The organism is Armatimonadota bacterium (genome assembly GCA_017303935.1).
GTDB lineage: Bacteria > Armatimonadota > Fimbriimonadia > Fimbriimonadales > Fimbriimonadaceae > JAFLBD01.
The window spans coordinates 579,412-600,716 of sequence record JAFLBD010000003.1 but is presented as its reverse complement, the minus strand read 5'-3'; the positions used below and the strand labels follow the sequence as shown (position 1 = coordinate 600,716).

The following is a 21,305-nucleotide window of genomic DNA, read 5'->3' as shown; positions in this document are numbered from 1 at the left end:
AAAGTTACGGCCAATAATCCTCATCAGGCCTGTAATCTCCGAAGAGTGCTTGGACCATTGCCTGGTCCAATTCGCCGTAATCATTCCTAGCACCACGGACGAAGAGTTCTTCAATATCCGGGTAAGGAGGAGGCGTATTTGCTGGCACTTTAAACCAATCCAAGTACCTATTCGTCATCGCGCCCCATTTACCGATGTAGTCGAACATGGTCCAGCCACAAGCATCTTTGTTCATCAGCTTACGCATATCGTAGTGGTAGAAGTCTCTCATATTCCATTCAATCGCGCGCTGTGATCCCACCGGAGCCGTTGGCTGTCCGTCTACACCGAAGTCATTTCCGGGCACGCCGTCGGATCTTGCTCCAAACTCTGTCGCTATCATTGGAACATCGTAGTTCTTTCTCCAATTATTGACAATGATATATGTTTGATGTGGATCCTCGTTCGGCGTAGGATCATCCTTTAATATATTGTCTTTATACTTTCTAGGGTAAGCAAGATTCTCAAAACTATTCACATAGTCTCTGAGCTTATAGTAGGTTCTACTACTAATTGGGGGGAAGGATGCGACATGTGGATGGGTGTAATGGAAAGGCAAATACGGATGGAACGCATAAATGACTCTCCTAGCATAATCCATGCCAGGAGGGAAGTCCTCTGCTTTGAACGGCTCGAACTGGTATGAGCCTGAACCGTTTGGATCGGGATTTGGAATATCGCCATAACTATCAAACAGAGAATTGTATGTGGTAGCGATAACCCGGCAGTAATTCGGGTCCGCTTCGCTATAGATTGCCTTGATCGCCGAATTCTGTAATTCCTTCCAGATCGGTAGCATGTTGTAGCGCCACTGTTTGTAGCTAAGCTCGCTATGGCCGTTTGCTAACCCAACTGAATATCGAGGTTCACTGTTCGCATAGAAATTTACAAACGGCTCGTTCAGAATTTCGAAATGCACACCTTTAAGTGGATAAAATGCCTCTTCTTCAGTGTTCTCAATCAGATACGGATACTCGTTCAAGTACAGACTGTCAAGCTTCATCCGAAGGTTGTAAACAAAGCTCTTCCAAAACCGAGGTAGAGGATGGACGGATTCGCCCGTGTGAATTGGTAGGATGGACTGCGCAGTGCATAGATCTTCGACGTACAAACCACCACGTGGCCAACTGGTAGCCGACTGGTTGTACCACTGCTTGTGGAAATCGTATTCAGAGACGTAAATTGGGTGCAAGTCGATGATGACGTCGAGGCCCCTTGCTTTCGCTTCAATGACGTCACGAGCGAGCTCCTTAAAATTCTCCGACGGCTTAACTGTCTGCCATCCGTGAAGATTTGCGGTGGTCCAGCCAGTCCAACCCCAGTCAGACAAGTTGCACTCTGGGCTGCCGTGATCTGCGCCGAATGCCACCGGATCGATCGCAATTCTAATATGTCCGAATCGTCTGACATAACTATTGCCTCCGTCGCTTGCTATGCGATCAAAATCATGCCAAGTATGACCAGGATCGCCGTAATCGAGCATCACTTTTGCGCGCTTGGTGTTGTATACCGGCTGTCCCAAACTGTATCGGTAGTTGCAGGACCATACGTTTATGATATTCACACCCCCTCGTTGGAGATTTCCTGGAAGCGGATCGTGTTCTTCAGAGTTCGCCTGTCCGAACGCCGCTGCAGTCAGGAATACGGAGACTGCGCTGATGAGTGATGTTCTAAGTAAATTTGACATTGTCTTTACTCCTGTCCGGATTATAAGACGGTTTCCTGTCAATTGAAAAACTTTTTTGATTAATTTTTCACCAAGTGCCGATGGCGTCGTCGGCGAGGACTTCGGTGAGCTGCTCGATGTGATACAGGTCGTGACCCGAGAGCATCTGAACCAGCTCCATCACGGTCAGGGGGCCGCGTTCGGGATGGAGTCCTGGTCGCATCATCTGCTCGCGATTCAGCCCAGAAATGAGCTGGTGCGACTTCTCCCTTTCGGCGCGGAAGGTGCGCAGCGAAGTGGCGACATCCTGCTCCCAGTACCGATTTTGTTGCGCGCGTTCGCCTTCGTCGTAGACCACCAAAGTTGGGTTCTCCTCGCTCAGCATGGATTCGATGCGGTGCCGCAAGATCGGCTCCCAATCCGCGAGGTGCGCGGCGATCTCTCGAGGCGTGAACCGATCAGGATCGATTCGGGCATCTAGCCGACCGGATGGCAACTGCTTATACAACCTCTCGATGGTGATCAGCGAGTTCAGCGGAGCAGAAACGAGATAGGGAATCATGCCTTCAGTTTACACACAGCTCGAATTTTGTTGGGCAAAATGTCGTAGAGCAGAAGAGAAACAATCTTTACTAAAATAGGAACATTATGGAAAAAGTAGCCATTTCACCCAAGCTTGTCGAGGTCCCATCCGCCATTCCTGCGAAGGTCTATTCGACCGAACGCGTCGGGATCAGCAAGCAGACTCACGATGAGCATTTGAAGCTGTGGCAAGGGTACGCCAACAAGACCAACGAGATTCGAAAAGCTCTCGCCGAAATGGAGATTGACCCCTCCAAGGGCAACCAGATTTTCAGCCAGATGCGCGCGCTAAAGGTGAACTATGCGTTTGCTTACGGCGGGCTGATCAACCACAACGTGTACTTCGACACCATCGGTGGTCAAGGCGGCGAAGCGACCGGCAAGGTCGCCGATTTGATCAAGGAAGCTTATGGCAGCTTCGACAACTGGGCTGCCGATTGGAAGACCACCGGCATGGCGGGTCGAGGCTGGGTTTTCTTGGGTTATGACCACGCGGAGCAGCGCGTTCACAACTACATCGGCGACGCTCAAGACACCTTCCCAGCCTGGAACAACACTCTGCTGCTGGCGATGGACGTTTATGAGCACGCGTACTATCTGGACTTCCAGACCGCCCGGATGAAGTACATCGAGGCATTCATGCAAGTGATTGATTGGGATGCCGTCAACGCTCGATTCTGAAGTTTTTGGATCGAAACGAATTCGCGCCTGGAGCCAAATGACTCTGGGCGCGATTTTTGTTGCCGGGTAACCTTTTCGTCATGGCTCAAACGCTTCGAATCACTGGCACGTTTTTGGATGAAATCACCCACGATATTCCGAGCCAGAATTGGGGCCGCGAACAGTGGCGCAAAGAGTTTGAGCTGTACTCCAAGATCGGCATTGACACCGTCATCATCATCCGCGCGGGATACCGCAACAAGTGCATTTTCCCGAGCAAGGTCATTCCGGACTTGTTGCCAGTCTACGAAGACATCGGTGAAATCTTCTACAGCCTTGCCGACGAATTTGGCATCAAGGTGTTTTTCGGAACGTACGATAGCGGCTTTTTCTGGTGGCGGCGAACTTATTGGAAGGAGATCGAGCTCAACCAGAAATTCCTAGATGAGGCGTACGCTCGGTATGGGCATCATAAATCGTTCGCGGGTTGGTATCAGACCCACGAAACCGGGAAGAACGACGCCCACATTATCGAATTGCATAAGCAGATCGGCGCGCATTGCAAGCAGCTCGCTGACCTTCCCGTGCTGATCTCTCCGTATCCTCAAGGGGCGAAGCAGCTCGGTGAGAACGCGTTCACGCTCGAAGAAAGTTTTGACCACTGGGACCGAATCTTCGCGGAGACGCACGAGGTGATCGACATTTGCGCGTTCCAAGATGGTCAGGTTCATTATCAAGAGCTGCCTGACTTTGTGGAGGGAATCGCGGCGCTGGGCAAAAAGCACGGCATGACGATCTGGTCGAATCTGGAATCGTTTGACCGGGACATGCCGATCAAGTTTCCTCCCGCGGACTGGCGGTATTTGCGGTTCAAGATGGAGGCGGCCAGCCAAGTCGCCGAGAAGATCATCACGTTCGAATTCCCTCACTTTGTCTCGCCGCACTCCTGTTATCCTGCCGCACATAACCTGTTTGACCGGTATTGCGAGCATTTTCAGATTTCTTTGGAATAGAACTGAACATCGTTGCCGGCCAGGCGTCTAGTCCCTTCACCTGCTCGCATTGAACCGCGATCAGCCCTCAAGTTGTGGGGACGAAAATGAAAATTCAAAGCAAAGCAACCATTTGGGGCGGCATCCTCGCCGCAGTGTTGGTGTCATCGCTCACGATCCAGCAAGTCGTGGCTCAAGAAAGCGGCCCGCGCCCGGGTGGCGGTCAAGGCCAAGGTCAGGGCCAGGGTCAAGGTCAGCGAATTGGAGCTGGTGGCGGCGGCGCGATCGCCGTGGACAACTCGGCGGTCTACGTGTTGCAAGGCAACCGCGTCCTTCGGCTTGATAAAAACAGTTTGGAAGTCGTGAAAGAAGCGCAACTTCCTACCCCTCGTCCAGGTCAGGGCCAAGGCGCCGGACCGGGCAGTCGACCAGGCGCCGTGGGCGATCCTGGAACGACGAATAAGTAACGAAAACAGTTTGCGAGTGCGCAATTCGGGTCGGTACCGTGAGAAAGTACCGGCCCATTTTTTATTTTTGGGTCAGTCCTCTTTGGTGACGAGAACCTGAATTCCGATCGTGCGGATGACTTCTGCGACTCGGCGGCACTTTTTCTCTCCGCCATGATGCACCACCGACTTGCCGAGGTGGTGGACTTCCCAGGTCTCGATTTCGGCCTCGTCTTGCGAGCAGCCTGTGGCAACGATCAAGATAAACATCACCTGATCGATCGAGTTGTAGTCATTGTCTAGAACGGTGACAATCCAGCCCTTATCCGTCTGTTGATCCGGAATTTGGATGATCTCTGGAGTCTCCAGAGTGTTCATTGGGAAGGAATTCAGTCGTTCCATTCTGGTTCTACGGTGGCTACAATACCCGCCCGACCAATCACCGACGCAATGGCCTCACACTCGGATTGACCGGAAAAATGGACTTGCGATTTGCCGAAATGGTGAGCTTCCCAAGTTTCGATCTCTGCTTCATCCTTCGGGCATCCAGTGGCAACCATGAGTGTTTGCACGACCAGAGCGTATGGCGTGTGGTCGTCGTTGTGGAGCACGACAGAGTATCCACCCGAATTGGTGGATAAGTTTTCGTTCTGAAGTTGTACAGTAGATTGGCTCATACTGAATATTTGCGACATATTTTACTCGTCTCCCCTAAGCCGAGCGCAACGATTTTTTGTCATCGGTACACTATTTGCTCGTGTTAAGCCAGCGATTCTTACAGGTCCTCAACCGCCAATCTTTATTGTCGGAAAAATTGCTGGTCGCTTATAGCGGAGGGGCGGATTCAACTTGTTTGTTGACGCTCTGCGATGAGGCTGGACTCGACGTTGTGGCCGCTCATTTGCACCATGGCCAGCGCAAAGAAGCCGATCAGGAACTCGAGTTGTGCGCAGCCTATTGCGAGTCGCTGAACATTCCGTTCATCTCGGGCCGGGCTGATGTGCCGAAAATCGCCAAAGACTTTGGGCTCAGCATCGAAGAAGCGGGTCGCCGAGCCCGGTATGAGTTCTTCGAGAAGGCGGCGTGGCAGTTTCAATGCGCGGCGATCCTGACTGGTCATACCCAGGATGACCACGTCGAAACCGTCCTGCTCAACCTAACTCGAGGCGCGGGAATGCGCGGACTCACCGGAATTCCCGAACGCCGAGATAACATCGTGCGCCCGATCTTGAGCGTAACTCGCGAAGAAACTCGCGGGTTTTGCGCCGAAAGAGGGCTTTGGTTCCATGATGATCCGGCGAACGACGACTTGCACCATGCTCGGTCGCGCATCCGTGCATCGGTAGTGCCCGTTATGCGTGAACTGCATCCGGGATTTGATGCGGCCGTTTGCCGAATGACGGAGATCATTTCGCAGGAAGATCAGTATCTGGATTCTGCCGGCGCGGGCGCGCTTGAAAAGCTGGTCGTGAGCATGAACGGCCCTCTCGAATTTCTGACTAGAAACGAAGAGGTGTGCTTGGATCGCCAAGGACTCGCGCACCTGCCTGAAGTACTGTTGAACCGCGCAATTCGTTTGGTTTGCCGCGTGCTTGGTGCAGAGCTTTCTCGAGAAATCACCGAGTCCGTGAAGGATGCCATTCAAAAGGCTGATCTAGGAGCGTTCACCGCCGAAGGTGGGGAAGTCACGCTGCAGATTTTGGCGGACAAAGTCCATATCTATCGGCAGTCGAATGTCGTGCTACAGCGGGGCATTTTGCAAACTCCCGGCGACACTCTAGCCGACTCGTTTGGGTGGATGATTTGCGCCGATCACGAAGGGGAGGAGCCATTCGTTCAAGACTCCAACCATCTCAAGGTCACTTTGGATCGAAGTGCGATCAAGGGCGATCTACATCTTGTCGGGATTCAAGATGGAATGAAAATCCAGCCGATCAATTTCGATGGCACAAAGCTGATTGGAGATATCGCCACCGATCGCAAGCTGAGCCAGCTTTGCCGCCGAAAGCTGCCCGTGGTGTGCGATATGGTTGGGCCGATTTGGGTTCCTGGGATTGCGGTTGCCGATAGGACCAAGGTCACACCGCATAGTTCTGCAAAACTCTGGCTTAGCTTCGGTCCGGTATCGGACTGAAAGCGGCATAATGTATTGTGAACTGCGGCGTGTTTTTGAGCGTACAGAATAAGGAATCCGCGCGTTTCAGTTGGAGCAAGTTTGAATAAAGCAGCACGATCAATTGTAATTTCACTGGTGGGAGCACTCGCTCTCTTCTTTCTGCTGAATCTTTTTGGCAATGGAAGTGGCCTGAGCCTGACCCCACCCAAAAAGCCAGTGACCTACGACTACACCAGCTTTGTGGGTGAAGTGAACAAAGGCAACGTGGTTGATGGCGTTTGGCAAGGGAACCGAATCACTGGTTCGCTGAAGGGCGGCTCCACCTACGAAGTCTTGGTCGGGTCCGCGCCTAACGAACCACCTGCCGCACCTCTCAAGGAGCAGCTGCAGCAAGCTGGCGTTAAGGTCAAATTTCCTGAGCCACCCGTTTCTGGTCAAGTTCTTCAGTTGCTGGTCTGGCTAGCGATCGGGATTCTGCCGTTCGTTTTCATTTACTTCTTCTTTATGCGTCCTGCCCAACAAAACGGCAACCAAGCGATGAGCTTTGGTCGGAGCCGTGCGAAGAGGATGGGCGAGGGTGGATCGAAGATCACGTTTGAAGACGTTGCTGGGATCGAAGAAGCCAAGCAAGAGCTGATGGAAATCGTCGACTTCTTGAAGAACACTAAGAAGTATGTTGCGCTCGGCGCGAAGATCCCTAAAGGCATTTTGCTGACAGGGCCTCCAGGCGTGGGTAAGACTCACCTTGCACGCGCCGTCGCAGGTGAAGCAGGAGTCCCGTTCTATCACATCTCGGGATCAGACTTCGTCGAAATGTTCGTCGGTGTCGGTGCGGCACGCGTTCGCGACCTCTTCGAAACCGCAAAGGCACATCGCCCATGCCTCATTTTTGTCGACGAAATCGACGCCGTAGGACGCCAACGAGGCGCCGGCCTTGGCGGCGGTCACGATGAGCGCGAGCAGACGCTGAACCAACTCTTGGTCGAAATGGACGGGTTCGATCCGAACTCGGGCGTGATCATGATCGCAGCCACCAACCGACCTGATGTTTTGGATCCTGCCTTGCTTCGCCCGGGCCGATTCGATCGCCAAATCGTGGTGGACTCACCTGATGCAAAAGGTCGCGAAGCGATCTTGAATATCCACGCCAAGGGCAAGCCATTCGAATCTAACGTCACGATGTCCAAGATCGCCAAGCGCACGCCTGGCTTTACGGGCGCGGACCTTGCGAACACACTCAACGAGTCGGCGCTTCTTGCCGCTCGGCGGAACAAGAGCAAGATCGGTATGGAAGAGTTAGAAGAGGCACTGGACCGCGTCATGGTTGGACCAGCACGCGTCAGCCGAGTTCAACTGGCAAAGGACCGCGAAATCACGGCCTACCACGAAGCGGGTCACGCGATTGTGGGCGAGTTGATGGAGCATTGCGATCCAATTCACAAGGTCACCATTCTTCCTCGCGGCATGGCGCTAGGTATCACTTGGTCCCTCCCAGATGAAGATCGTAGCCATATCAGCCGCAGTCAGCTGCTCGATGATATTTCGATGACGCTCGGCGGATTAGTCGCAGAAGAAGTCGTCTACGGCGAACGGTGGACAGGTGCCATCAGTGACTTGAGCCGCGTCACCCAAATCGCAAGGAGCATGGTTTGCCGGTACGGAATGAGCGAAAAGCTCGGAACGTTGGCCTTGGGCCGATCTTCCCGTAGCCCATTCCTGGGTCGCGATTACATGGAAGATCGTGACTACAGCGAAGATGTGGCACGGCTGATCGATGAGGAAGTGCACCAAATCGTCCAGACTCAGCACCAGCGCGCAACCCAAGTTCTCAAGGAAAATCGCGAGAAGTTGGATGCCGTCGTTCAGGCCCTTTTGGAACGCGAAACCATCGATCGAGAAGAATTTTTGGCGATCATGGGACTTCCATCGGAAGCCAAAGAAGATGAGCCGAAAGTTGAAGACGATCCGTTCGGCGGAACTCCAGCAGTCGATACCGACAACGCCGAAAAGTCAGTTTCTGCTCCGCCGCAGGGAAGACTAGAACCCGGCACGGCGTAAGTCGTGGTAAAGTACGGTTGAAGGCACTGACCAGCACTCAGTTCTGGCCAGTGCCCGCCGAGCACTATGAGCATCGACGAGCTTTACCAACGAGGGTTTGAGGCACGCTGCGATGGCCGATACGATGAGGCTAAGCAGTTCCTCAATCAGGTGCTGTCCTCACAACCCGACCATTCCAATGCGCTTTGGCAGTTAGGCTTGGTGTTGGGGTTTGAAGGTGAGTTCGACGACTCCCTCGCTACTCTCGAAAAGGTGGTAGCGGCCAATCCATCCCACGTCAAGGCCAGATACGACCTGGCGATGACCCAGATGATGCTTGGGATGATGGATGAAGCTTGCGCGAATTTCAATGAAGTGTTGCGGCTCGATCCAACCCACGAAGACGCGATGAGACAGTCTGTATACTGTCCTTGATGGCTCGCCGCAACGTTCCAGACTCGATCATCCTCTACATTGCGCCGATCTTGGTGCTGATTCCTGCTTTGTTTGGCGGCCAGGGTATCGGGCCATGGAATCAGATCGCAAATTTTCTTCCTTGGTCAAAGGGCGAGCCCGTCGCGATACCGTTTGACATCCTTCAAATGGACGGCGTCCTCCAATTTTATGGCTGGCGTCTGCTGGTCTTGGATTCCTGGGCGCATTTTCAAATCCCCGCGTGGAACCCCTATGTTCTCGGCGGCGCACCCTTGCTGGCAAACTCCCAGTCAGGTGGCTTGTATCCACTTCATGTGATCCTGGGAATTTTGCAGGTGCCTGTTCAACCTGCGATGGCATTGCTTGCGTTGATTCATTTGATCATCGCAGGGGCGGGAGTTCGAGCTGTAGGGAAGCACTTTGGTGGCGACGATCTCATTGCAACGCTGGCCGGAACGAGTTTTGCGCTAAGCGCATTTATGTTGAGCTGGACCGCACTTCCCAGCGTCATCTCGACTGTTTGCTGGATTCCGTGGATATTGTTGGCGATCGCCAAAAGCATGGAGGGTGACCGCCACCGGGCTGTCCTTTCTGGGCTTCTCGGCTGCTTCCCGGTTGCCATGATGCTTCTTGCGGGGCACCTTCAATTCGCTGTGTATGGCCTCATCGGTGCTGGAGTGTTTTGGATCGTGCAAATGGTTGACCGGCGAACAGTGACCGGTTTGGTCATGTTCGTGACGCTGTTGATTGGAGCCGGTCTGGCACTCCCACAATTGGGGCCAGTAATGGAGTATTCCAAGGAATCTCACCGGCGAGGTGCCCCGACCGAGGCTGGCTACGCTGCCTATTCATCATCGGCGTTACAGCCGTTCGAACTAGGGTCCATCGGAGCGGCTGACCTCCTCGGGACGAGCAACCAATTTGGCCCGGCCCCATATCAACTCTTAACAAAGTTCTGGCCATCGGTAATCAAGCGGGGCTCCAATTATGCTGAATCCGCGATTGGAGTCGGCGCGTTCGTGCTGGCCTTTGCTGGCATCAGCCTATTTCGACGGAATTCGGGGAGTGGCGCAATGATCGCGGTGGCGCTGGTTGGTTTGCTGCTGGCAACAGCATCACCACTTTGCCGAGCCTTGTATTTTGGGGTGCCGGGCTGGTCCGCGACTGGATCGCCAGGTAGAGCAGGCGTTCTGATCGTGCTATCGCTGTGCCTTCTAGCCGCGAGTGCCAAAGTTGTTCCGCTACGGTCCAAACTCCCGCCCGCAAAGAACCCCCAGCTGCTCGGCATGATTTTCGCTTTCGTGTTCCTGATCTTCGCGCTTGCGGTTCGCCTACTCGCACCAACTCTTCCAACATTCATTTCAGCAGAAGGATTGGGCGCCTACGTCCAGAGCTCGGTGATGCCGTTCCAAGGGCTTTCGATCGGGGTGATTTCACTCCTGATCATCGCGTATGCCCTGCAGAAGGATGCATCCCGTCAGCGATGGATGCTTATGGTCGGGGCGCTGATTGCCTGGCTCCCAACTTACTTGGCGTCGCCACTGACTTTTGGAGCAATTCCGGCACAAGCCAAGTTAGAAGATGGCGAGATCAAGCGGGTGGCGATTGTCGTGCCTGATTGGCAAATGGTTCAAATCAGCCCAGATTCTGGTCCACCACCGAACCTCAATTTGCTTCTGGGAACAAGGCAGCTAGGAGGATACGATTCTCTCATCAGTCGTTCCACCGTGGACATGCTCAAAGATACTTTTGGCAAAGATCCAGCACCTCCTGCCAATGGCAACATGATGTTGACACCGAGCGGTGTGGACCCTACAAAACTCTCTGGCACTGGGGTTAGCGAGGTTTGGACCGCTGTCCGTGGGGAGTCTTCCAGCACTTTGGACAAGCAGGTCATCGGCTCGAATACCTATGCGACGCTCAATGGCAATCCTGTTGTGGCTCGATCGAAGGGCGCATCCTCGATCGTGGTGTCCGCCGGTCCTGGCAGGCTCATTGTTCACGAGCGTGCAATCTCTGGATGGAAGGCGAGCCAAAATGGGAAGCCGATTGAACTCAAGGGCGGAGTTTGGCTTGAAGCTGACCTCGCCGAAAGTGGCGAGGTTGTGTTCACCTACGCCCCGACAGGTGGCATCACGCTGAGCCCAATTCTTGGCGTTTTGCTATCGCTCGTAATTGTTGCGGGCTGTGCAACGTTCATTTTTACTAGTCGTTCGTCTACTCCAAGCTCCGAATTGGACTAAAATAATCCAATGGACTTCATGGCGCTTTCGATTGGATTGTTGATCGGTGGAGTGGTCGCGGGTTTGCTCGTTGCGTTGTTCTTGGGCAAGCGCGCTGCAGCCGTCGAGGCTGAACGATCACGGATCGATGGCGAGCTCAGAAAGCTGCAAGTCGAGCACGCCTCTCTCCAAAGCAAGGCCGACGAGATTTCGAAAATCGAACGAAGCCTCATGGAATCTGAGGCTCAGATCAAGGCCCGGGATGAGGAGTTAGTGAACATCCGAATTCTGCATAAAGAGGTGCAAACTAAGCTTGAGGAGCGTGAGCGCGCGCTCGAAGAGCAACGCGTTCTGCTTGACGAAGCCAAAGATTCGCTGAAAGAAACCTTTGAGAATCTGAGCACGGAGGCTTTGCGTAAGAGCAATTCAATGTTCCTTGAATTGGCCAAAGAACAGTTCAATGCCCACGCCCAGGAAGCTGATTCGCAGCTCGTCGCGCGGCAAAAAGCGATTTCTCAGCTTGTTGAGCCACTTCAAGATAAGCTCAAAGAGGTTAACGACGTGGTCCGCGAGATTGAAAACAAGCGCGAAGGCGCCTACGCCAAGCTCGATCAGCAAGTCCAGTCGCTAACCGATTCCCAAATGCGCCTGCAAGGCGAAACGAAGAACCTGGTTCAAGCTCTCCGGACGCCGAATCAACGTGGGCAATGGGGGGAAGTTCAGCTTCGTAAGGTCGTCGAAATGGCGGGGATGATCGATCATTGCGATTTCGTGGAGCAAGCTTCAGTCAACACCGAAGAAGGTCGCCTGCGCCCCGACTTGGTCATCAAGTTGCCGAACAACAAGAACATCGTTGTGGATTCAAAGGTGCCGCTCCAGGCCTATATGAATGCCATCGAATTGGATGACGACGACGCAAAGAAGAAGTTCTTGATGGAGCACGCCCGGCAGACTCGAAAGCATGTGACTCAGCTCACGGCGAAGTCATATTGGCAATCGTTCAACCCGGCGCCCGACTTTGTGGTGATGTTCATTCCGTCTGAGCCCATCTACGGCGCGGCTCTTGAGCACGACCCAACTTTGCTTGAATTTGGGGCGACCAACTCCGTTTTGATCGTCACACCGACCAGCTTGATTGGCTTACTGCGGACGGTCGCAATGGGCTGGCGACAGGAGAATCTGGCCAAAGACGCTCAGAAAATCGCGGATGTGGGTGAAGAACTCTACCGGCGGATTCAGAAGCTTGCCGAGCACTTTAGCAAGGTGGGCAAGCACCTCGATAATGCGGTGGAATCGTACAACGACATGGTTGGCACGATGGAAACCCGCGTGCTGCCATCTGCTCGCGACCTGAAGAAGCTACAAAGTTCTAATGCGCTGGTCGAAATCGGCGAGCGCAAAGAGATCGAACGGCGTACGCGATCGGTCCGCGCGCCAGAATTGCTGACGCTGGCGATCGAAGAACCTACTCTAGCTCTAGATGCAGCGACAGACTCGGCGCCGAATGAGTGAGCGCGCCGACGCTGATCACATGCACACCAGATTCGGCAACTGAACGGACCGTATCGAGGTTGATTCCACCGCTGGCTTCAAAGATCACTGGCAGTCCTTCGTACTGCCGGACGATCGCTGCCATCATTGCGGGCGGCATGTTGTCTAGCAAGATGATCTCTGCTCCAGAATCCACCGCTTCCTGAACTTGATCGGGCGAATCCACTTCGACTTCGATCTTCGCGGTATGAGGCATGTTCGCTCGCATTTTGGCGACGGCATCTTTGATCGAACCCGCGGCGGCGATATGGTTGTCTTTGATCATCGGCGCGTCGTACAGACCCATCCGGTGGTTGTGTCCTCCGCCGCATCGAACCGCGTACTTTTGGAGTGAACGCAATCCCGGAGTGGTTTTGCGCGTGTCAACGATCCGAGCGCGAGTGCCGGCCACTTCGTCCACAAATCGGCGAGTGAGTGTGGCCACACCTGAGAGCTGCATCAAGAAATTCAGAGCGACTCTCTCATGCGTGAGTAGAGCGGCGGTGGGCCCAGAGAGCTGAAGAACTTTGGTTTCGGCCTTGACCGTAGCGCCGTCTTCCACAAGCGGCTTGACGGATACCCCGGCATAGTCGGCAAAGATCGATTCCGCGATTCCAACTCCGCAGATGACTCCGCTGGCTTGCGCTTCAATGTAACCCTTTGAAGTTTGTTCTGGGTCAAAGATTGCCGCTGTGAGGTCGCCCGTACCGATGTCTTCCGACAATGCAAGAGCAATAGTTTCTTCCCACCCTCCTGGTGGCGCGCCGTTCCATCCGTTCATTTGAATTCCACTTCTAGTCCAGATCGTGCGGAGAGTTCCTCGACCAACAGTTCATAGGGGACCTCGACACCATTTCTCAGCCAGCCGATTGGAACTTTGATCCGTCCGCTGACGAGATGCGCAAAGGGCTTGATCTGGATAGACCCTTTTTCGAGCAAGATAGTGACCTTGTCCCCTTCCATCTCGATGCGCTTGAATTCATCGTACCGGACGCGTTTGCCCGCTGTGGGTGATAGAACCTCAAACGAATCGTCTTCGAATGCATATTGGGTGGCGGACGCTTGGCGATGCACCAAATCCGCCATTGCGGCTTGACCTGCCCCAAACAATGCCCCGGCCATGTCTTTGACATCTTTGGTAAAGGTGCGCTGGCCTTCTCGGCGAATGACTCCTTGAGCGCGTTGGGCTGCTCCTTTGCGAATCACATCGGAACCGTTGGCCAACCACCGCAGCTCGCCTCCAGGCTTATATCGAATAACTTCAGTCGCCATTTGAGTTTGTACTTGAGTTTACGGCCTCGGGTGGACTCGCGCTTCACCTAAATCACAAAAAACAAGGCACCCCGAATTGGGGTGCCCCGTCGCGCAAGAGTAAAGTTGTCGTTGGGCGGCTTACGCCTTCTTTGCAGCCCGTCGTCGCTTGATCAGACCAGCAACGCCCAATCCGAGAGCGGCCATCGAAGTTGGCTCAGGTACTGCTTCGCATCCCTTGACGCTGAATCCAGTGCTGTCTGGAGTTTGGTTTCCGCTCCAGCAGATGGTTGCCTTTCCAGCAAATTCCCAGTTCTTGGAAGAATCCAAGCCTCGGATTGCGAGGAAGTCTCGGCCGCCGTTGGCTGCTTGGACGGTGAACGCCTTGTTCACGTTGTTCAAGCTCAGCGTGTCGAGCTTGACGCTAGCGCAGTTTCCAGCCCAGCCCTTGATGATCAAACCGTCGATCTTCTTGTCGCTTTGGATGGTGTAGTTCAGAACTTCGCCACCGACTTGGAAGGTCACCTTCTTGGTCGACGCGGTGTACTTCACCGAGAAGTTGGATGGAGCGCACTTGTTCCAGCTGTAATCTCGCTTGACCAGCGGAGTGCCGACATGGAGACCGAGGCCCAATTCCCAAGTGCTTCCAGGAGTGTTGCATTGTGCAGCGCGGTCGCCAATTCGTCCGACGGCAGTGAACACTTCACTTCGGCAGTCCACGAAGCAGGCGGCGTCGCCTTCAGTTCGGAACTTCTTGATGTTTGGGTCGCCAGTTGCGAAAGCGGAAGTGACGCTAACTGCGGCGATAACGGCAAAACTAAGTTTCAAATTTTTCATGGTCTTCGATCCTCTTGCGGAACGAAGGTATCACAAGGACAATGCCAAATTGAGCCAGTTTAGGTTCAAACAAGTACGCTTACTGGGAAAATCCAAGCAAATGCTCTAGACGATTCCTCAGAGTTACAGCTCGATCCTTTGCTGCGCTCGCGTTCTCGTCTACCGCACGAACCTCTAGAGTAGAGAGCAGTCGATCGATGTCTTGAACCGATAGCTGAAGGTCTGGCCGTCCACGGGTCGCGAGCCACCGAACCCATGCCAACACGCGAAAGGCATCAACCTGGCTTAGTTCTTTGCTGGTAACCGCAAAGCGCACCGCTTCATGCGCCAAGGCGGAAAGTTCTTTGTCGTCACACGACTGCCGCGCCTTGCGCTCCTCTTCGAGCAGATATTCGCACGCACCGCGAAACCTGGCGAGGTCTGGCTTGATGCTCGACACCTGGAAGAACGCCCCGATCGCGCGGCTGGTCTCGCCGTAAAGCCCGCGCGCTGTCAATCCGGAATTCGTCAGTGCCTTGAGCACCGAATTGATTTTCTTGGTGTGTGCCAACGCGACCAAATGAAACATCGCCGAGATTCGGATACCGCTACCCATGTTATAAGGTGAACTGGTTAAGTAGCCGTGCTCATCGGACTTCGCGAATTGAAGTCCTTTTTCGAACTCCGTCATCAGTTGGTCCATTTCCTCGTGGCACTGCATCAGGTCCCAACCGGCATGAAGCGATTGGAGCCGCAAATGGTCTTCTTCGTTCACCATGATGCTGATTGATCGCGGCGTATTGGCGAGTAGCATTCGACCGGGTTCTTCGGTCTTGTAATCCGGCGAGATCATGCGGCAGCCGATCAGGTATTCGCGTTCTGCTTCCGTGATACGCCGGATGACTTCGAGGGGAATCTTCTCGGCGACTTCGCGAACCTTTCGCCCTATCTCACGAAGCTCATCGGCTCCGGCGTGGTTTGGGAATCGATGCCCGACTAGGTTGCGCGCCAGCCGAACCCGTGTGCTGATCGCTACATCCGAATTGGGGCCGGGCGCGCTGAGCCAAGCGGGAGGTGGCATCGAACGCAACACCATCGCCTTCCATGCTTCGCGACTTGATCCTCCTTGGCCCATCTATGGCCTAAGGATACTTCAGCGGACCTTCTTAATCGTTCGGTAAACGTAGGCCAGAACTTCCGCGACCGCGCTGAACATATCCCGAGGGATGAAATCCCCGACTTCGCATTGACGGTAGAGCGCTCGGGCAAGCGGTGGGTTTGGCAGAATTGGGACGTCGAACTCGTTAGCCATCTCTCGAATCTTCAACGCGAGATAGTCTTGGCCCTTCGCGACGACCATCGGGGCGTGCATTGATGAGCGGTCATATTGAATCGCTACGGAAAAGTGGGTCGGGTTTGTGATGATCACATCTGCCTTTCTCACCGCTTCACGCGCGTTCGACTTAATCAATTTGCGCATGCGCTGGAATCGGGCTGACTTGACTTCAGGCGAACCTTCTTGCTCCTTCATTTCCCGCTTCAGTTCGTCCTTGGTCATCATGATCTGCTTGTTGGTTTGCTTTTTCTGGAAGAAGTAGTCCGCTGCTGCCAGCACGAGCCAAGCTGTTCCAATTCGCATTCCGATCGTGATAATGAGGCTCCCAACCTGTGTTGCGCTGTCGATCGGGGAGTACCATCCGAGCCGGATGATCTGAGGCCAACTCGCCTGAATCGCGGAGTATGCGATCCATCCAAAGAGCAATCCTTTGGCAAACGCCTTTAGCCCCTCAACTAGCGACCGAGCGGACAAGATTCGCTTGAGTCCTTCGATCGGGTTTATCTTTTGAAACTTGGGTTGGAGCGCTTCGGTGCTGAACACGAACCCTACCTGGGCAAAGTTCGCAACCAGGCCCACAGTGAGTGCCGCGCCAGAAATTGTCAAAAAGAAGATCAGCGCAGGTTTGGCGAGCAGCAGAACATAGAGCATGACTTCGCCGGTTTCAAGGCTCCGGGGAGTGGCGTAGATTCCCGCTTGAAAGCTCTGGAGCATCGCCCCGCCGAACTGGTGTACCGCTACGGGCATCACGCCCATAAGCGTGAGCATCACCAAAGCACCGGTGAGGTCTACCGATTTGGCGACGACACCTTGCTTTCGCGATTCCTGTTTCTTTCTGGGAGTCGCTTCTTCTGTCTTTTCACCCGTTTGACCGCCGCCAGCCATAGATTAATGCACTCCTATCGAAAGCATGTCGGAAAGGCTCACCATGGTGTGTTCGATGCCAGTTTTCAAGGCGACCAAAGTGAGAGGTAACCCGAGGCTTAGAGCCACGATCCCGAGCGCAGTCTTGGCACCCATACTCACCATGTATACAGGCATGTTTGGAATCGACTTGTTCACCAATCCACTAGCTGCGTCCACGATGAAAGACACGGCTGCTACCGGAGCGGCGACTTGCACCGCCATCAAAGATGTTGCACCCACAAATCGGAGAATCTGATTTTTCATTGCCATCAAGTCAGAGGTGTTGAGCTCGACATGATGGGTATAGCTCGATGCAAAGGCGTGAATCATCTGGTGGTGCCCATCGAGTAGGAAGAAGAGCACTAGGAACAGCAAGAACTTAAAGTGTCCCAGCACGGTGGTCGCAGAACCCGCCGCCGGATTGAAGACCTGAACCATGCTAAATCCCATTTGCATGTCCATGAGCGCGCCCGCCATCTGCGCTCCAAGCATCAAGAACTGAATCATCATTCCGATGATCAAGCCAATGGCAACCTCTTGACCGACCATCGCCGCCACACCACTAAGATCCGACGGAACCGTCGTGATCGTCGGGCGGACTAGAGGGAGAAGGCAAATGCTGAACGCACCGCAAAACAGAATTCGAACCCGAGGTGGAACCGAGGTGCCAAAAATTGGCGACGACAAAAACATCGCCGAAGAGCGAATAAAGATCATGAAGAAACTAAACAGCCAAAGCGTATCTAGCTTCAAATCGTCACCTTCATCGCGTGTTGGAAGCAAAGCCTCATGAACCCAACCAAGACTTGCAACATCCAGCCGCCGAACATTGCGACCACTGCCGCCGAACCCAAGAATTTGGGAACGTAGGTGAGGGTCATTTCTTGGACTTGGGTGACGGCCTGGAACACGCTGACCATCAAGCCGATGAACAGTGCAACCGCCAAAATCGGCAAGGAGACCATCAGCGAAACCATCATCCCTTGGCGGGTGAGATCTAAAACGATTGATTCATTCATGGCTATTGATATCCAGACAAGATGGCGGTAACTAGCACGCTCCATCCATCGGCAAGCACGAAAACAAGGATCTTGGCGGGCAATGACACCGTTACCGGCGGCATCATCATCATGCCCATGCTCATCAGCACGCTGGCGACGATCAAGTCGATCACCAGGAACGGAATGAACAAGTAGAACCCGACCACGAAAGCCGTCTTGAGTTCGCTAATCACGAATGCAGGCACGAGCGTTACAATCTTGAGCTCTTCCTTGTTCTTGGGAGTTTCCTTTCGATAGTCCAAAAACAACTGAAGGTCTTTCTTGTAGGTGTTCTTGAGCATGAACTCCTTGACCGGAGTTTCTGCCCGAGTGACCGCTTGATCGAACGAAATCTGCTTCTTGACGTAGGGTTGAATCGCTTCAGTGTTGATCTTCTCGTACGTCGGCGCCATCACAAAGAAGGTCAGGAACAAACTGAGCCCGATCATCACTTGGTTCGGCGGGATGTTTTGAGTTCCCATCGCCGTTCGCAAAAGACTGAAGATGATCACAATCCGGGTGAACGCGGTGGTGAGCACCATGATCGCCGGGGCAATCGAGAGAATCGTGAGCAGTGCAAGCAGCTGTAGGGAAGTGCTGACATCGCCTTGCCCGGCTCCACCGGCGCCACCAGGATTGATGCCGATATTGACGCTCGGCACCGTCACACCAGAAGCTTGACTAAATGCTCCGGTTGCCAACATTAAAGTCGTGAATATGAGGAAGAAGCGAAGCGACTTCACCGACGACCGGCCCCTTTGATGAGCATTTCAAGTCGTTGCGCCACTTCCGAGCTAGGTTCTTCGGTGGTTGGTTCTGCGATGATCGCTTGATCCACAAGCTCAAAGAAAGCCGGTTCAGCTTCTTCGCGCTTCTGGTCTTGAGTCAGGTCTGCGACAAGGTTGATGTTGCCTTGCGATGAGGCACCAACCAAGAGCGTCCGACCACGAACACCAATCACATACAATCCGCCAGTACCGATGGTCGCCGATTCTTCGACGCGGATTGAGCTGTCGAGCCCGGTCGAGAGTCGGTTGGTCATCTTGGCGATCAACTTCGGCATCACGAACTTGATGAGACAAAACAGTACGCCGACGATCAATCCGAGTTGAAGCAGTGGCATCAGTCCATTGGTGGACTGGGCCGGCACTTTTTCTCCAAGCACGTCTTGCTTCATCCCCTCGAAGGACGATTGTGCGGACGCAACTTGTGATCCCAATATGAGCAGGATTGATGGCAGACGTTTCAAGTTATGCTGCCTCGTTCAAGCGTTGCAAGCGATCGGCTTGCGAAAGAATTTCGGTGATTCGGACGCCAAAATTGTCTTCGATCACGACAACTTCGCCCTTGGCGACAAGTCGACCGTTGACTAGAACGTCCACTGGCTCGCCCGCAGCTTTGTCGATTTCGACAATGCTTCCGGCGCCGAGGTCCACAACTTCTCGAACCTGCATCTTGACTCGTCCGAGCTCCACGCTGATCTCCAGCGGGATATCCATGAGCAGATCAAGGCCAGGGTTCGAATCTGGAGTCGCCGAAGCGGCCCGGAACATATCGGAGGCTTGGCCTGCAGCAAACGGAGATTCGGCTTGACCGAAGTCTGCGGCTGCCGGGATAGCTTCTGCCTCAGCTGCGGTTCCACAGATCATTGCGGCGGATTCAGGATCGATCAACCAGATCAGCGTTCCGTTGAGTCCTTCGCCGCTGATACCGACGTTGGTTCGGAAAATCTCATTTTGCTCCTGGAAATTCGGAGGCATCGTGAAAATCTGGAATCGAAGCGAAAGCCCACTGGCAACGACGGCGTCGTTTCGAATATTGCCAACCGCGATGCAAAGACCTTGAACCAGTGCCTCCAGTGTTGGCCGCATTTCGGCAACAACGCTTTCGTCAACCTCGTCAACGGCGCGGTCAAGCGTCAAGGCGGCAAAGTCGCTGAAGTGCTCTTGGGAAAGCAACAAGATCTGCGCGCTATCTGGGGTGTCGGCAAACGCGAACTGGATCACCATGTACGGCTGAGTCAGTTCGGTTGTCAGTTCGGTCACCGGCGAGAGCAAGGTTAGCCCGTTGCCAAGGTTGATCGCCTGATTCGCCGCCTCGCTCACCGTCATTGAGGCGGATTGCCAGATCGAGTTTTGAAGCGCTGAGAGCTTCGACAGAGTTTCTTGGTTGTTTGCCATGGTTATTCGTCTTTGATTGAATCGGAAACTGTAAAAATGACCTTCTTGCCATCCAGGCCCGCTCGGCCCGCAAATTTGGGCTGCTGGCTAACCAGGAGTTGGAGGTCGTCGCGGCGGTCTGCCGGTAATTTGATCACGTCGCCTTCCTTGAGTCCTAAGAAATCACGGATATTGACTTTCGTTTTGCCTAGGAGAACGCAGCATTCGACTTCAGCTTGCTTCACTTGCCAGCTAAGAGCTTGGCGATGTGTGTTGCTGTGCTTGCGCTGATTGCTCACAAACCACTTTTGAGCGCTGAGCTTTGTAGTAATTGGCTTGAGCACCAGGTACGGAACACAAATCGACATTGCTCCACGCATCGAGCCGATTTTGACTTCGAAAAGAATGGTGACCACCACGTCGTTAGGTGGTGCGATTTGTACAAACTGGCTGGTGGTTTCGATCTGCTCGATGCCGGGATTGACGATGACGATTCCTTCCCATGCCGTTTTGAGGGCGGCGAAGAATCGCTCAATCATCTGCTTCACCAACGGGCGCTCGATGTCGGTCAAAACCGCTCGATTGATTGCGCGACCTGGTCCACCGAGCAACCGGTCGATCATTGAGAAGACCAGATTGAATTCGACTTCCAGCACTGCTTGACCGGTGAGCGGTGGAAGGCTCATCACGGTGAAGACGGATTGGTTGATGCCTCGCAGATAGTCTTCGTACGGGACTTGTTCCAAGCTGATCAGGTCAATCTGGACCGGAGACCGCAGGTAAGCGCTCAAGCCAGTTGCTGCATGACGAGCAAAGGTCTCGTGCAACATCTGCAGGGTCCGAAGCTGTTCCTTGCTGAACTTATCTGGACGGCGGAAATCATAAACTTCGTACGCAATCGACGGCTTGTTGTGCCGCTTTGCGGATTGCGCCGAGATGGAAGACAAGTTGTTGCCAGCAACTGGCACGGCCGGATCTGTAGCCGTGACCGACTGCTCCTCTTGCAAGGAGTTTAATAGTGCTTCAATTTCTGCTTGTGACAGGATGTCCGACAACGTTTGCCTCGATTTAG

The 21,305-nt window shown here is 53.8% G+C and carries 23 protein-coding genes; 8 read left to right on the top strand and 15 right to left on the bottom strand.

Annotated elements, in window-relative coordinates; translation table 11 throughout:
- Positions 1 to 4 precede the first annotated feature (4 nt).
- Both J0L72_12040 and J0L72_12035 read right to left on the bottom strand, forming a co-directional pair.
- Positions 5 to 1,726, bottom strand: coding sequence for a cellulase family glycosylhydrolase (locus J0L72_12040; protein MBN8691498.1), 1,722 nt, complete (start codon positions 1,724 to 1,726; stop codon positions 5 to 7).
- A 67-nt stretch (positions 1,727 to 1,793) separates the two neighbouring features.
- Positions 1,794 to 2,267, bottom strand: coding sequence for a DinB family protein (locus J0L72_12035; protein MBN8691497.1), 474 nt, complete (start codon positions 2,265 to 2,267; stop codon positions 1,794 to 1,796).
- Between the two features lie 86 nt (positions 2,268 to 2,353).
- Between J0L72_12035 and J0L72_12030 the strand changes: the two genes are divergently transcribed.
- From J0L72_12030 to J0L72_12020, 3 genes are all read left to right on the top strand, one after another.
- Positions 2,354 to 2,968, top strand: coding sequence for a superoxide dismutase (locus J0L72_12030; protein ID MBN8691496.1), 615 nt, complete (start codon positions 2,354 to 2,356; stop codon positions 2,966 to 2,968).
- A gap of 80 nt (positions 2,969 to 3,048) precedes the next feature.
- Positions 3,049 to 3,960 (top strand): DUF4434 domain-containing protein, encoded by a 912-nt coding sequence (locus J0L72_12025; protein MBN8691495.1) that lies wholly within the window; start codon positions 3,049 to 3,051, stop codon positions 3,958 to 3,960.
- An 86-nt stretch (positions 3,961 to 4,046) separates the two neighbouring features.
- Positions 4,047 to 4,406, top strand: a complete 360-nt coding sequence (locus tag J0L72_12020; GenBank protein MBN8691494.1) for a hypothetical protein — start codon at positions 4,047 to 4,049, stop codon at positions 4,404 to 4,406.
- A 72-nt stretch (positions 4,407 to 4,478) separates the two neighbouring features.
- Here J0L72_12020 and J0L72_12015 read toward each other — a convergent pair whose 3' ends face one another.
- Both J0L72_12015 and J0L72_12010 read right to left on the bottom strand, forming a co-directional pair.
- Positions 4,479 to 4,787, bottom strand: a complete 309-nt coding sequence (locus J0L72_12015) for an ATP-dependent Clp protease adaptor ClpS (protein ID MBN8691493.1) — start codon at positions 4,785 to 4,787, stop codon at positions 4,479 to 4,481.
- On the bottom strand, positions 4,775 to 5,062 hold the full coding sequence (locus tag J0L72_12010; protein ID MBN8691492.1) for an ATP-dependent Clp protease adaptor ClpS: 288 nt from the start codon (positions 5,060 to 5,062) through the stop codon (positions 4,775 to 4,777). The genes J0L72_12015 and J0L72_12010 overlap by 13 nt, the downstream gene beginning before the upstream one ends.
- A gap of 125 nt (positions 5,063 to 5,187) precedes the next feature.
- Between J0L72_12010 and tilS the strand changes: the two genes are divergently transcribed.
- The 5 genes from tilS to rmuC all read left to right on the top strand — a co-directional run bounded on the left by tilS (position 5,188) and on the right by rmuC (position 12,707).
- Positions 5,188 to 6,519: a tRNA lysidine(34) synthetase TilS gene (tilS, locus tag J0L72_12005; protein MBN8691491.1), complete on the top strand. Its 1,332-nt coding sequence runs from the start codon at positions 5,188 to 5,190 to the stop codon at positions 6,517 to 6,519.
- A gap of 81 nt (positions 6,520 to 6,600) precedes the next feature.
- The gene (gene ftsH, locus J0L72_12000) at positions 6,601 to 8,559 is read left to right on the top strand and encodes an ATP-dependent zinc metalloprotease FtsH (protein MBN8691490.1); all 1,959 of its coding nucleotides are present in this window, start codon (positions 6,601 to 6,603) and stop codon (positions 8,557 to 8,559) included.
- A 66-nt stretch (positions 8,560 to 8,625) separates the two neighbouring features.
- A complete protein-coding gene (locus J0L72_11995; protein ID MBN8691489.1) occupies positions 8,626 to 8,973 on the top strand; it encodes a tetratricopeptide repeat protein in 348 nt (115 codons plus the stop codon).
- Positions 8,973 to 11,216, top strand: a complete 2,244-nt coding sequence (locus tag J0L72_11990; protein MBN8691488.1) for a hypothetical protein — start codon at positions 8,973 to 8,975, stop codon at positions 11,214 to 11,216. The genes J0L72_11995 and J0L72_11990 overlap by 1 nt, the downstream gene beginning before the upstream one ends.
- Positions 11,217 to 11,225: 9 nt before the next feature.
- Positions 11,226 to 12,707: a DNA recombination protein RmuC gene (rmuC, locus tag J0L72_11985; GenBank protein ID MBN8691487.1), complete on the top strand. Its 1,482-nt coding sequence runs from the start codon at positions 11,226 to 11,228 to the stop codon at positions 12,705 to 12,707.
- Here rmuC and nadC read toward each other — a convergent pair.
- The 11 genes from nadC to fliM all read right to left on the bottom strand — a co-directional run bounded on the left by nadC (position 12,661) and on the right by fliM (position 21,288).
- A complete protein-coding gene (nadC, locus tag J0L72_11980) occupies positions 12,661 to 13,506 on the bottom strand; it encodes a carboxylating nicotinate-nucleotide diphosphorylase (GenBank protein MBN8691486.1) in 846 nt (281 codons plus the stop codon). The two genes, rmuC and nadC, sit on opposite strands and share 47 nt — an antisense overlap.
- Positions 13,503 to 13,997, bottom strand: a complete 495-nt coding sequence (locus J0L72_11975; protein MBN8691485.1) for a hypothetical protein — start codon at positions 13,995 to 13,997, stop codon at positions 13,503 to 13,505. Before J0L72_11975 ends, nadC begins: the two co-directional genes overlap by 4 nt.
- 120 nt (positions 13,998 to 14,117) lie before the next feature.
- The gene (locus tag J0L72_11970) at positions 14,118 to 14,813 is read right to left on the bottom strand and encodes a PEP-CTERM sorting domain-containing protein (GenBank protein MBN8691484.1); all 696 of its coding nucleotides are present in this window, start codon (positions 14,811 to 14,813) and stop codon (positions 14,118 to 14,120) included.
- A gap of 79 nt (positions 14,814 to 14,892) precedes the next feature.
- Positions 14,893 to 15,927 carry a hypothetical protein gene (locus J0L72_11965; protein MBN8691483.1) on the bottom strand — a complete coding sequence of 345 codons (1,035 nt, stop codon included), beginning with the start codon at positions 15,925 to 15,927 and terminating at the stop codon, positions 14,893 to 14,895.
- 18 nt (positions 15,928 to 15,945) lie between these two features.
- Positions 15,946 to 17,013 (bottom strand): flagellar biosynthesis protein FlhB, encoded by a 1,068-nt coding sequence (gene flhB / locus J0L72_11960; protein MBN8691482.1) that lies wholly within the window; start codon positions 17,011 to 17,013, stop codon positions 15,946 to 15,948.
- Between the two features lie 3 nt (positions 17,014 to 17,016).
- Complete coding sequence (locus J0L72_11955) at positions 17,017 to 17,817, bottom strand: flagellar biosynthetic protein FliR (GenBank protein MBN8691481.1); 801 nt, start codon at positions 17,815 to 17,817, stop codon at positions 17,017 to 17,019.
- A complete protein-coding gene (locus tag J0L72_11950; GenBank protein MBN8691480.1) occupies positions 17,784 to 18,053 on the bottom strand; it encodes a flagellar biosynthetic protein FliQ in 270 nt (89 codons plus the stop codon). The genes J0L72_11955 and J0L72_11950 overlap by 34 nt, the downstream gene beginning before the upstream one ends.
- A gap of 2 nt (positions 18,054 to 18,055) precedes the next feature.
- Entirely contained in the window at positions 18,056 to 18,778 is a 723-nt protein-coding gene (gene fliP, locus J0L72_11945; protein ID MBN8691479.1) for a flagellar type III secretion system pore protein FliP, read from the bottom strand.
- Positions 18,779 to 18,813: 35 nt separating this feature from the next.
- A complete protein-coding gene (locus tag J0L72_11940; protein ID MBN8691478.1) occupies positions 18,814 to 19,251 on the bottom strand; it encodes a flagellar biosynthetic protein FliO in 438 nt (145 codons plus the stop codon).
- Between the two features lie 73 nt (positions 19,252 to 19,324).
- Entirely contained in the window at positions 19,325 to 20,254 is a 930-nt protein-coding gene (gene fliN / locus J0L72_11935) for a flagellar motor switch protein FliN (protein MBN8691477.1), read from the bottom strand.
- A gap of 2 nt (positions 20,255 to 20,256) precedes the next feature.
- On the bottom strand, positions 20,257 to 21,288 hold the full coding sequence (gene fliM, locus J0L72_11930) for a flagellar motor switch protein FliM (protein ID MBN8691476.1): 1,032 nt from the start codon (positions 21,286 to 21,288) through the stop codon (positions 20,257 to 20,259).
- Between the last annotated feature and the right edge of the window lie 17 nt (positions 21,289 to 21,305).